The following is a 15,222-nucleotide window of genomic DNA, read 5'->3' as shown; positions in this document are numbered from 1 at the left end:
AGCCGTCTCACCGAGGCGGCCCTCGAGCTCTGTGCCGTGCTCGAGGCGCATGTGGTGCACGATCTCTCTGCCGGGCCCACCCCCCTCATTCACGTCAACCTTGCCATACTCGCCGCGGAGCGCTTCGTGGCCGGAGAGAGCGAGGAGGCCGCGTTCGTCGAGGTGGTGTCGCGCTGTTGCGCCGCGGTGGCCGAGCAGCTTCCGCAGGGCGCCGACCTCGTGCTGCGTCAGGCGGCTCACGCTGTTCAGCAGCAGCTCGAGCTCCTTGTCACGCGCCGGGCCACGCTTGACGCCCCGCGCGTGGCTGAGGTCTCGGCGATCCTCGAGAATGCCTCCCGGACGCTTGCCATGTACCTCTCTATGGCGGCCCAGCCGGACTATGACGAGGAAGATTCGGTGTTCGATTTCGTCAGTGGCAGCGAGTCGAGCATGACCCTCGACACAGGGGCGATGCCGCGCATGCTGAGCACACTCCTCGCTCTCTGCGAGCAGTTTGCGGCAGGCGAGGTGACGCGCGAGAAGCTGCTGCGCAACATCGGGAAGCTGGAGGGCACGGTGGCTCGATTCGCCGGGCAGGCCGCACCGAAGCCGAACGAGTCTCCCGCCATGCCCGGCATGCGCGCGGCCATCGCGCTGCTCGGCGATGCCACGGGCAGCCTGCGCGCCTTCGCTGACACGGGTGACCGACGGGCGCTCGAGGTGGCGGCATCTCTCATGCGCGAAGCGGCCGAGGCGCTCAAGTAGGCAGCGGCTGGCCCGTCAGGGCCTCATACGAGCAGCGTCACGGCCCCCGCCACCGCGAGCAGGGCGCCGAGCACGGCGCGCCGTGATACCGTCTCGCCGAGGCCGAATCGGGCCACGCCGAGAACGAAGATGGGACCCGTCGCGTTCAACGTGGACGCCAGGCTGGCCTGGGTCATCGCCAGTGCAGCCTGGGCCAGCCACATGGCCAGAAAGGTTCCCAGGAACGCGGCGCAGATGAGCGTGAGCAGGGTCTCGCGGTCGGCCAGGGGGCGCACCCACTCGAGCATCCGACGCCCCCAGAGACCGGCAACCAGCAGCGCGAGGGTGGAGCACCCCAGTCTCACCAGCGTCGCGTCGAGGGAGGAGACCTCTGCGAGCGCTTGCTTCGAGAGAATCACGCCACCCGCGTGGCAGCAGAGCGAGGCCACGCCGAAGAGCCATCCCGTCCAGGGATGTTCGGGCTCACCCTCTTCCGACGGTGTGGCCGCGGGTTCGGTCATGACCGTGGTGATGCCAGCGAGGGTCATGCAGATGCCCAGCCACTGTCGCTGGCCCAGGGCCTCGTGCAACATGACGATGGCCAGCAGGGTTGTGATGACAGGGCTGAGCGTGTCGAGCAGCACCGTTCGTCGTGCTCCCAGGCGCGAGAGCGCCAGGAAGTACGCGGTGTCGCCCACGGTGATGCCGAGCAGCCCGCTGAGGCCGAGCAGCGTGAATGCGTGCATCGGCAGGGGCTGCCACCCTCGCCAGGTGACCACCATCGCCAGAACGACAACCGCAAGAACGTCTTTGAAGAGGTTGATGCCGGCGGCCGGAACGGCTTTCGTGGTGCGCTGGAAGAGCGCAGTCGCCACAGTGAACAGAAACGCTGAAGAGAGCGCCGCCAGCCCACCCGCAACCTCAGCCGTCACCGTCACCGTCAGTCGCCGTACATGCCCTCGATGGCCGCCTTGTGCTTCTCGAGGATCACACGCCGCTTGAACTTCAGGGTTGGGGTGAGCTCACCCGTGGCCTCGGTCATCTCGTTCTCGAGAATGGAGATCTTCTTCACGCGCTCGTACTGCGAGAGCTCCTTGCACAGGCCCTCGACGTGCTTCGTGAGGAACTCGAGCACCTTTGGCTCCTTGGCCAGCGCAGCCCCCTTGGCGGTGATGCCCTGACCCTGGGCCCAGACCTCGAGCGTCGTCCAGGTGGGGAACACCAGGGCGGTGATGAAGTTTCGGTTGTCGCCGATGACCACGGCCTGCTCGACGTAGTTGCTGCTCTTTAGCAGGTTCTCGATGGGCTGCGGCGCCACGTTCTTGCCGTTCGACATCACAAGCAGCTCCTTCTTGCGGTCGGTGATGCGCAGGTAGCCCTCGGCGTCGACGTTGCCGATGTCGCCCGTGTGGAACCACCCCTCCGCCTCGATGGCGTCGGTGGTGGCCTGGGCCTTGTTGAAGTATCCCAGCATGATGTTCGGGCCGCGCGCCAGGATCTCGCCATCGTCGGCGATCTTCACCTCGACGTGGCCGATGGCCGTGCCCACGCTGCCGAAGCGCACCGCGTTCGGGCGGTTGATGGTGATGATGGGCGAGGTCTCTGTGAGACCGTAGCCCTCGCAGATGGTGATGCCCACGTTGGCAAAGAACTCTGCGATGTCCTTGCGCAGCGGCGCGCCTCCCGACAGGAAGAACTTGAGCCGACCGCCCACGCGCTCGTGGATCTTCCCGAACACGAGCTTCGTGGCCAGGGAGTGCTGCAGCGACAGCAGGAACCCGGGCTCCTGTTTGCGGGCCTTGCACTCGCGCACGGCCTGGCCCACGCCAATGGCCCAGTAGAAGATCTTCTTCTTCAGGGCAGACCCGGCCTCGACGCCGTCGATGATGCGCCCGTGGATCTTCTCGAAGAGGCGCGGCACGCACGGCACCACCGACGGGCGCACCTCGCCCAGGTTCGGGCCCACTGCCTCGATGCTCTCTGCGTACCAGATCTCGCCGCCCACGCTGAGCATGCAGTAGTAGGCGATGCGCTCGAGCACGTGGCAGAGCGGCAGGATGCACAGCTCGCGGTCGTGTTCGTCGATGCCCATGTCGGGCACCACGGTGGTGGCGTTCGACACGAAGTTGCCGTGGGTGAGCAGCGCGCCCTTCGGCTCGCCCGTCGTGCCCGAGGTGTAGATGATGCTGGCCACGTGAAGCGGGGTGAGTGCGGCCACGCGTTCCTCGATGGTGCCCGCGTGGGTGCCGGACCTCTCCTTGCCGAGCTTGCGCAGATCGTCGTAGCTCGAGATCTTCAGGCCACCCACGTCTCCGCTCACCGTATACGCGTCGTACACGATCACGTGCTCGAGCGTGGGGATGTTCGCCCGTTCAGAGAGGATGGCGTCGAGATGCTTCTGGGTCTCGACCACCACGACACGGGCGCCGGCATCGTTCAAGATGTAGGCGACCTGATCGGCGGCGAGGGTGGGGTAGACCGGCACGTGGACCGCGCCGGTCGAGAGGATTCCGAGGTCTGTCATGACCCATTCCGGGCGGTTCTTGGTGAGGTGGGCCACCCGATCTTCTGACTGAACCCCCAGCTCGAGCAGGCCGGCCGCCACCTCTCGAACGAGGTCGGAGAGCTGGCGCCATGTCACGCCCTTCCAGTTCGGAGCACCGCCGCTGATCTGGGTTCCGTGGGCCCAGCCCTTGGCCACCAGCGCGGTGCGGTTGGCGCATCGCTGCTCGGTCTTGCGGAACATCTCGACGATGGTCTTTGTTGCCGCCGCGCCCGCCCAGCGCGTAAGGGCTTCTTGAGGCGTGTAGGCTTCCTTGATCGACACGATGCATCCCCTCCCTGAATCCGGAGACGGGGTCTCCGTGAAAGAGAGGGGTTCGCCCGAGGGGCTACAGGTTTCCTTCGAGGGCCAGGGTGGCGGGTCGGCGGGGGCGAGCGGTCAGAACGGACGCTCGGACATCTCCACGCTGCGCTGGTTCGTCGCGGCCTGTGCGGCGGCGAAGACACGGTTCCAGGTGCTGTTGACAACCTGCTGACGCTCGGAGACGCGGCTGAGGTGGCTCAGCGACCCGGTGGCCGGGGCGGGAGCGACGTCGGTGCGGGGGGCATTGGCAGGCGGCGTCCAGGGGGAGATTCGAACGGCGGAGTGAAGGCGAGACTGCGACAACATGAGTTCCATCCTCCATCACTGGGCGCTGACGGCCCCTCTCTCTTCTTGCATGATAGCGTGCGGAGGCGGTTCATGTGTTGCCCGTACGTGAACAGATGGATGCGCGGCCAACGGGCCGCCGAGGCGACTATCCCCGCGCGGCGACGCGCTCGAGGGCGACGACAGGGATGATGCGGCTCGTCTTGGCCGCGTACCCGGCGAACTGCGGCATGGCTGCCTTCTGTCGCTCAAAGAATCGGGTGCGCTCGTCGCCTTCGAGCACCGTGGCGAGGGCTTCGAAGGTCTCATCTCCCACCTCGAGAGTGACCTCCGGATGGGCTACGAGGTTGAGGTACCAGTGCGGATGGTGGTCGTCGCCCGCGCGTGACGCGAAGATGATCATGCGGTCACCGTCTGGCTGGTAGACGAGCGGCGACAGGTGCGGGCGCCCCGACTTCGCCCCCTTCGTGGTCATCAGCAGCATGGGGACGCCCTCGAAGTGGCCGCCCACCTTGCCGTGGTTGGCGCGGAACTCCGCGGCGATCGATTCGTTCCACTTGCGCACGCCTTCTCGGTCAAAGCTCATTGGGGTGCTCCTCTTCAGCCGCAGGGCTGTCATGATGTCAGGGCTCAACGTTGCGCGCCGCGCTGCGGGGCTCCTGCCGCCGAGGTCAGCCGGGCTCCGCGCCAAAGAAGGCACGCCCCGAGGTCGTGGCGAACGCTCGCCGCACTTCCAGATTCTCACCGCAGGAGTTCGCCATGTCCACGAGCACGCTTCCCGTTGCTTCCACGGCTCTCGCGCTCAAGCGCATCCATCACATCGAGTTCTATGTCGGAAACGCCCGTCAGGCGGCCTACTACTACCGCAACGCGTTCGGGTTCTCACAGGTCGCCTACAGCGGACTCGAGACCGGCCGTCGTGCCGCCACCTCGTACGTGATGAGTCAGGGCAAGGCGACCTTCGTGCTCACCACGCCGCTCGATGCGAACCATCCGGCGGCTGAGCACATCCGCAGGCACGGCGATGGGGTGTGCGACATCGCGTTCGAGGTCGACGATGCTGATGCGGCCTGGGCCCTGGCCCTCGAGCGTGGCGCTCGTTCCGCCGCCGAGCCCCACACGGTGAGCGACGCCCACGGCGAGATCCGGCGCGCGTCGATTCACACCTACGGTGACACGGTGCACTCGTTCATCTCTCGGCGCGCCTACAGCGGCCCGTTCCTCCCCGGCTTCATCGCCGCGCCCGTCGCGGGCGAAGACGCGGGAATCGTGCGCGTCGACCACTGCGTGGGCAACGTGGAGCTGGGCGCCATGCAGACCTGGGCTGACTACTACAGCAACGTGCTCGGCTTCGCGCGCTACATCACCTTCGACGACAAGGACATCTCCACCGAGTACAGCGCGCTCATGAGCGTGGTCATGTCTGATGACAAGCACAAGATCATGTTTCCCATCAACGAGCCGGCCGAGGGGCGTCGCAAGAGCCAGATACAAGAGTACCTCGAGGCGTACGCGGGGCCTGGCGTGCAGCACATCGCCCTGCAGACGGGCGATGCTCTCGCCACGGTGCGCCGCCTGCGCGACAACGGGGTCGAGTTCCTGCGCGTGCCGGACGACTACTACGAAGCGCTCCCCGCGCGGGTTGGCGAGATCGCCGAGAGCCTCGATGAGATCAAGTCGCTGGGCCTGCTTGTCGACCGCGATGATGACGGCTACCTGCTGCAGGTGTTCACCCGTCCGGTGCAAGACCGTCCCACGGTCTTCTTCGAGATCATCCAGCGCAAGGGGTGTCGCGGTTTTGGCAAGGGCAACTTCAAGGCGCTGTTCGAGTCCATCGAGGCCGAGCAGGAACGCCGCGGCAACCTGTGAGGTAGAACGTGCCCTACTATCACCGTCTGGGTGAGCTGCCGCGCAAGCGCCATATCGTGTTTCGCTACGCCGACGGCCGTCTGCTGGCCGAAGAGCTCATGGGCAACAATGGGTTCAGCGGGCCATCGGCGCTCCTCTACCACCTTCGTCCACCCACGAGCTTCCGAACGGTGAAGCCGTTCGGTGGCGCTGCGGCGTGGGCGCAGGAGGCGTCTCCCGCGCTGGGGCATCGCCACTTCGTCACGCCTCGCATCGGCGGCTCTACGAGCATGTTCACGGGTCGCACCCCGCTGCTCTTCAACCGTGACGTGGCCGTGAGCTTTGCGCGGGTGACGACCACCGATGACCACTTCTACCGCAACGGCCAGGGCGATGAGCTCGTGTACGTGAGCGCGGGGAGCGGGGTGCTCGAATCGGTGATGGGCGAGATCGCGTTCGGGCCCGGCGACTACCTCGTGGTTCCCCGCGGCATCGTGCATCGCTACCGCATCGCCGACGGGCCGCTCTGCTGCTTGTTCCTCGAGTCGGCCGGGTCGGTGCGCATCCCGAAGCACTACCGCAACCCCGTGGGACAGATGCTCGAGTCGGCGCCCTACAGCGAGCGTGACCTCCGCCGTCCGGAGGCGCTGCCCGTGCACGACGAGACGGGCGACTTCCCCATTCTCATCAAGCGCGACAACCGCTTCGTCGAAGCCGTGCTCGATCACCACCCGTTCGACGTGGTGGGCTGGGATGGAGCCTACTATCCGTGGGCATTCAACATCCGCGATTTCGAGCCACGGGTGGGGCGGGTGCATCTACCGCCGCCCGTGCACCAGACGTTCGAGGGCGATGGCTTTGTGGTCTGCTCGTTCGTGCCGCGGCTCTACGACTTCGACCCCGAGGCCGTTCCCGCGCCGTATCATCACTCGAACTGCATGACCGACGAGGTGCTCTTCTATGCCAGCAGCGAGTTCATGAGCCGCAAGGGCATCGGTTTCGGATCGATCACCCTGCACCCGGATGGCCTTCCGCACGGCCCGCAGCCGGGACGCATCGAAGCCAGCATCGGCCAGAAGAGCACCGATGAGCTGGCGGTCATGCTCGATACCTTCCGTCCTTTGCGCGTGAGCGAGCAGGCGGCTGCCATCGAGGATGTCGCCTACCCGCTCTCGTGGCTCCCGGCCGACGAAACGAGCTCCTGAGGAGAACCATGCACACCGTCACCCCCTGCATCGCGGCCCTGACCGAGGGGCTCATCGACTACGCCGGCCTGTTCCCCCCTGCGGCCCTCGACATGGACGCAGCCGTGGCCGCCTATCGCGCCCACGCCGCGAGTGCTGAGGCCTTCATGCTGGGGCGCTTCGTGGTCACCGCGGCGCGCCTGGGCGAGCTGGCAGAGGCGCTCTCGAGGGCCTGCAACGGCACGCCGCCGTCGCAGCCGTGGAAGGTGAGCGCGGTGGCCGGCGCAACCGACGCCGCCACCATCGCGGCCTTCAACGCCACGCACGGGGGGTGGGCGGTGGTCGACACGGTCGAGGCAAAGGCCGCCACCGCCGAAGCGGCCGAGCAGATCATCGACGCCTTCGGCGAGGGCATTCAGCTGTACGTCGAGCTGCCGGTGACCTGCGATCTCGATGCCGTGCTGCCACTGCTGAAGGCGAGGGGCGCGCGGGCCAAGGTGCGCACGGGGGGGCTCACGCCGGAACTCTTCCCTTCGAGTGAGGCTGTGGCTGGTTTCATGGCGGCCTGCCTGCGCCACGACGTGCCCTTCAAGGCCACGGCCGGCCTGCACCATCTCGTGCGGGGCGACCACCCCATGAATGGTCGTCCGGATGGCGAGCGCGCGCTGATGCACGGGTTCTTCAATGTGTTCGTCGCGGCGGCGCTGCTGGCCGACGGTGGGCTCGAGGCCGACGCCCGCGAGCTGCTCGACGAGACATCGTTCGACGCGTTCGGATTCGATGACGACACCATCTTCTGGCAGGGCCATCGCGTCTACACCCACTCGCTCGAGCGTGCGCGCAAAGCCTGCGCGGTGAGCTTCGGCTCATGCTCGTTCGACGAGCCCTGCGACGAGCTGCGCGAGAACGGGCTGCTGTAGCGCGCAGCGACACCGATCTGCGGTACCGATCAGCGACACCACGAGAGAGAGTCTTCCGGTTTTCATGAACGAGCTCGACATCACCCACGACCCGGCGCTTCGCAGCTGGGTGAGCAGCGCGAACACGCCGACCACCGACTTCCCGCTCCAGAACCTGCCGTTCGGCGTGTTCGAAGGCGAGACGGGGCGTCGCATCGGCATCGCCATCGGCGACGGCATCCTCGATCTCACGGCCGCGCACGGTCGCGGTCTGCTGAGCGGGCTCGACCCCGAGGTGGTCGACGCCTGCCTCGCGCCTTCGCTGGGCTGGCTCATGGCGCTGGGCCGACCGGCCGCAAAGGCGGTGCGCGGACTGGCGCATCGCATTCTCGAATCGGGTAACGAGAAGGCGGCCGCGCTGGCCGACACGATTCTCGTTGACCGCCTTGCGGCGCGCCTGGCGCTGCCGGCGGCCATCGGCGACTACACCGATTTCTACGCATCGATTCACCACGCCACCAACGTGGGGCGCATGCTGCGACCAGACAACCCGCTCATGCCCAACTACAAGTACATCCCCGTGGGCTATCATGGACGCGCGTCGTCAGTGGTGGTAAGCTCCACGCCGGTGCGGCGCCCCTGGGGACAGACCCTAGCCGATGGCGCCGAAGCCCCGGCCTTCACGGTGTGCCGCACCCTCGACTACGAACTCGAGGTGGGCGTCTTCGTCGGGCAGGGCAACGCGCTCGGCGAGCCGTTCTCGCTGGCGCAGGCCGAAGATCACATCTTCGGGCTGTGCCTGCTCAACGACTGGTCGGCGCGCGACCTGCAGAAGTGGGAGTATCAGCCCCTCGGGCCCTTCCTCGCCAAGAGCTTCGCCACGAGCATCTCGCCGTGGTTGGTGACCCTTGATGCCCTGGCACCCTTTCGCGCGCCGCGCTTCGCCCGCGCGGAAGGCGATCCCGCACCCCTTCCGCACCTCGACGGGCCGCGCGACGCGAGCGCCGGGGCAGTCGACATCGCCCTCGAGGTGGCGCTCTCGACCCGAGCGATGCGAGACGCGGGACAGGCGCCCGCCGTCATCAGCGGCAGCAACTTCAAGAACCTCTACTGGACCATGGGGCAGATGCTCGCCCATCACGTGAGCAATGGGTGCAACATGCGTCCCGGCGACCTGCTGGGCAGCGGTACCGTGTCGGGGCCGGAGAAGAGCGAGCGTGGATGCCTGCTCGAGCTCACCTGGCGCGGCAGCGAGCCCCTCGCTCTGCCCAGTGGCGAGGAGCGGCGCTTCCTGCTCGACGGCGACGAGGTCATCATGCGGGGGCGTTGCGCGCGCGAGGGATTTGTCTCCATCGGGTTCGGCGAGTGTCGCGGCGAGGTGCTGGCGGCCCTGGCGCGCTGACCGCGCGTGGGCGAGTCGGCAGGGACCGTGGTGCCGCCTCGTGAACCTCGCCGCCCACATCATGACTGCTCACCCTTCTGACGACAGCAAATCCCCCCGCGTCGTTGCCGCAGCGCCTGCGCGCACCGCCAGCTGGATCCCGGGCCACCGCGTGGTGAACGAGGCCGAGCTCGGACTCGGCCTCGGCAGCGTGGTCGATATCGTCGACCAGCGCAACGTGCGCATCCATTTTGGTTCCACCGGCGAGATCCGCGTCTACAACATCCGCACCGCGCCCATCAAGCGCATGCGCCTGCGCCCCGGCCAGCGGGCGCGTCTTCGCGACGGGCGGCGCTTCAAGGTCGAGAAGATCCTTCGCGCCAAGGATGGCCTGCTCGTGTACACGGGGGAGGGCATGAAGGCGCGGGAGAGCGAGCTCGACGACGTGATTCCCGCGTCTGAGGCGGTCGACAAGCTGCAGACCGGTCAGCTCGCCCCGTTCACCGACTATCCGCTGCGGGTGCAGGGCTGGCAGCTGCGACAGGCCTATCTCAGCGGCGACACACGCGGCCTTGTGGGGGCGCGCATCCGTCCGCTGGGGCATCAGCTCTACATCGCGCGAAAGATCGCCCGCCAGGAGGTGCCTCGGGTGCTGCTGGCCGACGAGGTGGGGCTCGGAAAGACCATCGAGGCGGGGCTCGTGTTCTCTGCGCTGCGGGCCCTCGGGCGCGCGCAGCGGGTTCTCGTGGTGACGCCGCCTTCGCTCGTTCACCAGTGGATGGCCGAGATGTTCCGCAAGTTCAACGAGATGTTCTCGGTTCTGTCTGAAGAGCGGTGCGACGAGCTCGACGAATCCGCCGATGGCGGGGCCTCGCCCTTCGACCTCTCGCCGCGGGCCATCGTGGGCATCGACCTGCTCATCCGCTCGCGCAAGCGTCTCGAACAGGCGCTGGCGGCCGACTACGATCTGCTCATCGTCGATGAGGCCCATCATCTGCGCTGGCAGGCAGAGAGCGCGAACCCCTCGACCGCGCTGGGAAGCGCACAGTCACGAGAGCACCGGGCCTACCAGATCATCGAGATGCTCTCGCAGCGAGCCAACGGCCTGCTGCTGCTCACCGCCACGCCCGCGCGCGAGGGGCTCGCCACCGAGTTCGGGCTGCTGCGTCTCGTCGACGTTGAGCGCTTCACCGATTTCGAGAGCTTCGAGCGCGAGCGCGAGCGCATGCGCGAGGTGGCCGACGCGGCGGCGGGCATCGAGCGTGACGGCGTGGAAGCCAGCGCGGCGCGTCTGACTGCGCTCTTCTCAGGCGACGCGGGGCTGCTGCAGTCGGTTCGCGATGGCGATCAGGAAGGCGTTCTCCAGGCGCTCATCGATCGGCACGGCACGGGGCGCGTGCTCATCCGCAACCGCCGTGATCGGCTGCACGGCTTCCCCGAGCGCGTTCTCCACGCCGTTCCGCTGCGTGGCGCCTGGCATCCGCATGAGGGAGAGCTGGTCACGTTCGCCGCCCTTCCGGATGACGCCCGTCCCAACGACCCGCGGGTGGGCTGGCTCATCGATACCGTGCGCGCCCTCGATGGCGAAAAGGTCGTTCTGATCTGCGCCACCGAGCGCATCGTGCGCATGCTGGCGCGGGTGTTCAAGGAGAAGACCGCCATCAAGGCGGCGGTCTTCCACGAGGGGCTCTCGGTGGTCGAGCGCGATCGCCAGGCGGCCTGGTTCGCCGAGCCCGAGGGGGCAGCGCTTCTGCTCTGCAGCGAGATCGGGGGCGAGGGACGCAACTTCCAGTTCTCCCACCACCTCGTGCTGTTCGATCTCCCCATCCATCCGGACCTGGTCGAGCAGCGCATCGGACGTCTCGATCGCATCGGCCAGGACCACGCCATCCACATCCATGTGCCCTATCTCGTCGACACGCCATCGGAAGCGCTGTTCCGATGGCATCGCGACGCGCTGGCCTCGTTCGAGCGTCCGGTGAGCGGCGCCGAGGATGTGGTGAACGAGCTGCAGTGGCAGCTGGGCGAGGCGCTGGGGGCGTGGCTGCCCGAATCCCGAGACTTCTCCCAGCGCGAGGCGCTGCTGACGAACCTCAACGAGCAGACGGCCCGCACCCTCGCCCACGTGCGCGAGACCATCGAGAAGAACGTCGACCGGCTGGTCGATCTCAACTCGTACGACGAGATCGAGGGGGGGCGTCTCACCGCACAGGTTCGCGCCGTCGATGAAGACGTCGAGCTGCGCGAGTGGGTGGGCCGGGTGTTCGACCGCTTCGGCGTTCTCGAGGAGGAGCTCGATGACCAGGGTCGCGAGCGCATCCGCGCCAGCGAGCTCATGTTCGTCGATTCGTTTCCCGGCCTTCCGCCTGACGGGATGGGGGCCACCTGGAGGCGCAGCCTGGCCCTGGCGCGCGAGGAACTCGACTTCCTCACCCACGACCATCCCCTGATCGAAGGGGCCCTGGGCATCATGCTCGATGGCGATGAGGGGCGCGCCGCGGTGTGCGCCTGGCCGGGTGCGCCGTTCGAGGGGGCGCTGCTGCAGTGCCTCTTCGTGCTCGACGCCAGCGGCCCCCCCGCCCTCGAGCTGAACCGGTGGGTGCCCATCACCCCCATCGAGATCATCATCGATCTCCGCGGCGCGGCTCAGGCCGATATCGACCCGTCCGGCGCCCCGCTTCGCAAGGCGGGCCCTGAGGTCGTCGAGCGCCTTCAGCCGGTGTTTGCGAACATCGTGCCCCGCTTGCTCGACGAGGCACAGGGAATGGCCGCGGAGCAGGCGCGGGAAGTCATCGGGGCGGCCCTCGCCGAAGCCCAGGCGCGCCTGGGGGAGCAGCATCAGCGCCTGCTCGAGCTGCGGCGCATCAACCCGACGCTGCCGGCGGCCGAGGTCGAGCGTCACGCGCGCAAGGTGGCGCGCACCCTCAAGGCCATCGAGCAGGCAGAGGTGCACCTCGACGCCATTCGCGTCATCGTGGCCGAGGCCGACTGAGCCGCGCTCGGCTTTCGGATGGGCCGCGGCGCTCCCCGGGACGAAGGGCTATCGCGCGTGCGCCGCGATGATGACGGGGAGCAGCGTGGGGAAGCCGGTCGTGATGGTCTGCGCGCCTTGTCTCACGTAGATCTGTGACGACGAGCCACCGTCGAGGTTGAGCACGTCGCTGGGGTCGATGCCGCCAGCGCGGCTCGGACCGGTGAGGAGCGACTGCATCTCGGCCCATGTGGCGCCGCGATACGAGCCGTCGGTGGCGTACATGACGATGTGGCCGTCGTTGGTGACCGCCACGCCGGTCTGGCGGAAGGAGCGGGTCTCGCGCAGGCCTTTCGTGGGCGCGCCGTGGGCCACGAGGCGAGGCCCGGCTTGCAGCGCGGTGTCGACGGCGGTGGGGTTGAACCGCTCTCGGCTCACGATCTGGGGAACGTTCCCCGTCATGGTGAAGACCCCGGTGAAGGCCGCGCCTGTTGCGATGGAACCGTTGCGCACCCGCCCGTTGATCTTCAGGTAGCCGAGCGGCTGCCGGTTTGCGTCGAAGTAGCTGGCGTTGATGGCGGCGATGGCATTGGCGCGGCGGGCCAGGGCGGGCACGTCGGCCGCGGCGCCGGTGCTGTGGAGGCGCAGGCTTGCCACGGTCGGGTTCACGCGTACCTGCAACAGGCGCATCGCCTCTCCGGTGCCCGCGGTGAACGTCACCGTACGGAACTCGATGCCCGCCACGATGGGGCTCCAGGCACTGGCGTGCGCGTCACGCACCGTGCGGCCGCCAAAGGCCGAGATCGTGGCGGCGTGTCTGGCGCGGCGCGCCACGATGCGCTGCGCGGCCCGCGCGAGGCTTCCCACCGTGCAGCGGTCGGAGACGGTGTCGAGGCCCTGGGCGAAGGCGGTGTAGTTGGCGTGGGCAAGGCGGGTGCCGAGGCGGTGCAGGGGCAGTGGCACGAGGAGGAGGACGGTCAGCGCGGTGACGGTGAGAACGCCCGCTGACAGTGAGAATCCGCGCGTCGGCACGTGAGCCACCCTCCCTTGTCCATGGTGTGGAGCCGCAGTGATGAGGTTGGATCTGACCCCCTGAAACTGGGGGGACCGTATAGTTTCGTGAAGATTATTCACCGTTTCCTTCTGGATCTCGAAAAAAATTCTTCAACGTCGTCGCACCTTTCCCGACGTGGGTGGGGCGATTGTCGCACAGGGTGGCCGGGCCACGTCGTCTCGGTCTTGGAAGCGGGGAGTCGGGGAAGGGGAAGGCGTGCCGATGTCGAAGAAAATTCAATCCTCGCGAAAGTGATCTTGCCTGCCATGTTCCGACGCGCCCGCCTCTCTCCCACGTTTGAGCGCACTTCGCTCCCCCGGCTCAAGCAGGGGTTCTTCGGTCTCATGCTCTGCGGAAGCGTCGCCCTGGGCGGCCTCCTTGTCGGCGCCCGCCCCGCAGCGGCCGATCCGGCGAAGCCGACCCCGCAGAAGACCGTGGCCACGTCGAACGACAGCCACTCGGCGGCGGCCATGTACGAGATCGAGGCCGTGCAGAACGAGAAGCAGGGGCGCTGGCTGGGCGCCGTCGCCGCGTGGCGCGGCTATGCTCGCGCCAGCGTGGAGGACGGCGCCTGGAAGAAGGCCATGGATCGGCTGCACGACATCTGCGGACTGTCGTGGTCGACCTCGCTGAAGGCGCGCGAGGTGCTGCCGGTTCTGGTGGGCAAGGACGTGGTGGTGGTTCCCCACCGTGTCAAGTACAGCGATGGGCTGCGCAACGTGGTGAGCGGCATCGACCCGACCACTGGGCGCGCGCGGTGGACCCGCGAAGATGCCGTGGCCTTCCCCTATCAAGGTGACGTGGTCGTGTTCGTTCAGAACTGGGAGCATGTCGCGCGGGTCGATCTCAAGACGGGGGGAGACGCGTGGTCGCATCCCTTCCCTCCGCCGGGGGGCGATCACGTCTCCGGAACGCGCAACCAGCCGGGAGATGATCTCCACGGCGAGGGCGCCCGCAGCGTGCTGGGCCTGCATGACGATCTCGTCGTCGTGCAGGGCGATCGCTGGCCCGAGGCCCTCGAGATCGAGAGCGGAAAGGTGCGCTGGGGCGCCAATCCGGAAGCGCGCCCCGGCTATCGGGCGCGCCTCACCCCCGCGGGGGTTGTGACCTGGCCAGGCGAGGTGCGCCCCAAGGGCATGTCCGATGCCGAGTGGCAGGCCTGCCCCATGGCGATGCTCTCCTACGCCGACGGCAAGATCGTGTGGCGCCGCAAGCTCGTCCCCGGAGAGCCGTGGCGGGTGGTGTCCGGCGGGCAGCGCCTCTATGTGAGCGATCCCAACCTGCAGACCGAGATTGCGTGGACGGCGCTGTCGCTCGACAAGGGGGCTACGGTCTGGCGTCAGCCCCAGGCAGAGGCGCGCCCCTCGGTGCTGGTGCAGACCGACAAGGTGCTCGTGCTTCAGTCGCCCGACGGTCTCGAGAACCACCTCACCCGCTTCCTCGATCCGAGCAGCGGCAAGCTGCTCTGGCAGTCAGAGCATGTGGTGAAGATCACCCCGCAGGGGCTGGTTCTCGTGTTCGAGCCGGGTGAGCCGCTGCAAGCCAAGGACATCGCCACCGGCAAGACGCTCTGGACCATCTCCCAGGCCGATGGCATCGATGTCGATCCCAGCGGCGCCGTTGTGGGGGGCAGCCTGTTCTTCCCGTCGCACTCGCCGGGGCCGCTCAGCGGCTCCGACACGCCGGGAGCGGTGAGCGCGAACGCGGCCAGCGGTCAGCTCGAGTGGAGCCACCGCGCCGCCGATACGCCCTACCAGCAGGGCATGCGCACCCTGGCGCTGGCGGGCGACTCGCTGCTGCTCGAGCAGACCATGCAGATCACCCATCCCAAGCTGGCCGAGCGAACCCCGCCCACGCAGGTGTCGAGCCTCGTCGCCCTCGACGCGGGCAAGGGCGACGTGATGTGGGGCTTCTACGACCTGGCGCCGGTGTCGTCATCGCCTCCCGTGCGCATGGGTGACACGGTCTACGTCGTGGGCCAGGACCGCGACGGCTTCGCCGTCTACTCGTT

Annotated in this window: 12 protein-coding genes; 7 read left to right on the top strand and 5 right to left on the bottom strand. The window is 67.8% G+C overall.

The features are described from left to right. The coding region (locus tag EB084_07730; protein NDD28141.1) for a hypothetical protein at positions 1-744 on the top strand (744 nt) is incomplete at its 5' end. A 23-nt stretch (positions 745-767) separates the two neighbouring features. Here EB084_07730 and EB084_07725 read toward each other — a convergent pair. The 4 genes from EB084_07725 to EB084_07710 all read right to left on the bottom strand — a co-directional run bounded on the left by EB084_07725 (position 768) and on the right by EB084_07710 (position 4,439). Further along, entirely contained in the window at positions 768-1,661 is an 894-nt protein-coding gene (locus EB084_07725) for a DMT family transporter (GenBank protein NDD28140.1), read from the bottom strand. Between the two features lie 2 nt (positions 1,662-1,663). After that, complete coding sequence (locus EB084_07720; GenBank protein NDD28139.1) at positions 1,664-3,550, bottom strand: long-chain fatty acid--CoA ligase; 1,887 nt, start codon at positions 3,548-3,550, stop codon at positions 1,664-1,666. A gap of 114 nt (positions 3,551-3,664) precedes the next feature. Continuing rightward, positions 3,665-3,895: a hypothetical protein gene (locus tag EB084_07715; GenBank protein NDD28138.1), complete on the bottom strand. Its 231-nt coding sequence runs from the start codon at positions 3,893-3,895 to the stop codon at positions 3,665-3,667. Positions 3,896-4,022: 127 nt separating this feature from the next. Further along, positions 4,023-4,439: a nitroreductase family deazaflavin-dependent oxidoreductase gene (locus EB084_07710; protein ID NDD28137.1), complete on the bottom strand. Its 417-nt coding sequence runs from the start codon at positions 4,437-4,439 to the stop codon at positions 4,023-4,025. A gap of 194 nt (positions 4,440-4,633) precedes the next feature. Here EB084_07710 and hppD point away from each other — a divergent pair, with 194 nt between their 5' ends. From hppD to rapA, 5 genes are all read left to right on the top strand, one after another. Beyond that, positions 4,634-5,743: a 4-hydroxyphenylpyruvate dioxygenase gene (gene hppD, locus EB084_07705; GenBank protein NDD28136.1), complete on the top strand. Its 1,110-nt coding sequence runs from the start codon at positions 4,634-4,636 to the stop codon at positions 5,741-5,743. 8 nt (positions 5,744-5,751) lie between these two features. Continuing rightward, positions 5,752-6,927: a homogentisate 1,2-dioxygenase gene (locus tag EB084_07700; GenBank protein NDD28135.1), complete on the top strand. Its 1,176-nt coding sequence runs from the start codon at positions 5,752-5,754 to the stop codon at positions 6,925-6,927. 8 nt (positions 6,928-6,935) lie between these two features. Then, the gene (locus tag EB084_07695; protein NDD28134.1) at positions 6,936-7,826 is read left to right on the top strand and encodes a hypothetical protein; all 891 of its coding nucleotides are present in this window, start codon (positions 6,936-6,938) and stop codon (positions 7,824-7,826) included. 64 nt (positions 7,827-7,890) lie between these two features. Then, positions 7,891-9,207 (top strand): fumarylacetoacetase, encoded by a 1,317-nt coding sequence (fahA, locus tag EB084_07690; protein ID NDD28133.1) that lies wholly within the window; start codon positions 7,891-7,893, stop codon positions 9,205-9,207. Positions 9,208-9,247: 40 nt separating this feature from the next. Further along, complete coding sequence (gene rapA, locus EB084_07685) at positions 9,248-12,178, top strand: RNA polymerase-associated protein RapA (GenBank protein ID NDD28132.1); 2,931 nt, start codon at positions 9,248-9,250, stop codon at positions 12,176-12,178. A 48-nt stretch (positions 12,179-12,226) separates the two neighbouring features. Here rapA and EB084_07680 read toward each other — a convergent pair whose 3' ends face one another. Then, a complete protein-coding gene (locus EB084_07680; protein ID NDD28131.1) occupies positions 12,227-13,189 on the bottom strand; it encodes a phosphodiester glycosidase family protein in 963 nt (320 codons plus the stop codon). Positions 13,190-13,477: 288 nt separating this feature from the next. Between EB084_07680 and EB084_07675 the strand changes: the two genes are divergently transcribed. Then, positions 13,478-15,222: hypothetical protein (locus EB084_07675; GenBank protein NDD28130.1), on the top strand; the 1,745-nt coding region annotated here is incomplete at its 3' end.

This window comes from Pseudomonadota bacterium (assembly GCA_010028905.1).
Taxonomy (GTDB): Bacteria; Vulcanimicrobiota; Xenobia; order RGZZ01; family RGZZ01; genus RGZZ01.
This window is presented reverse-complemented; position numbering and strand designations above follow the sequence as displayed.

Bases quoted from the DNA above. Each gene is read 5' to 3' on its own strand.
- EB084_07715 (NDD28138.1), bottom strand. From the start codon at position 3,895: ATGTTGTCGCAGTCTCGCCTTCACTCCGCCGTTCGAATCTCCCCCTGG.
- hppD (NDD28136.1), top strand. From the start codon at position 4,634: ATGTCCACGAGCACGCTTCCCGTTGCTTCCACGGCTCTCGCGCTCAAG.
- fahA (NDD28133.1), top strand. From the start codon at position 7,891: ATGAACGAGCTCGACATCACCCACGACCCGGCGCTTCGCAGCTGGGTG.
- EB084_07695 (NDD28134.1), top strand. From the start codon at position 6,936: ATGCACACCGTCACCCCCTGCATCGCGGCCCTGACCGAGGGGCTCATC.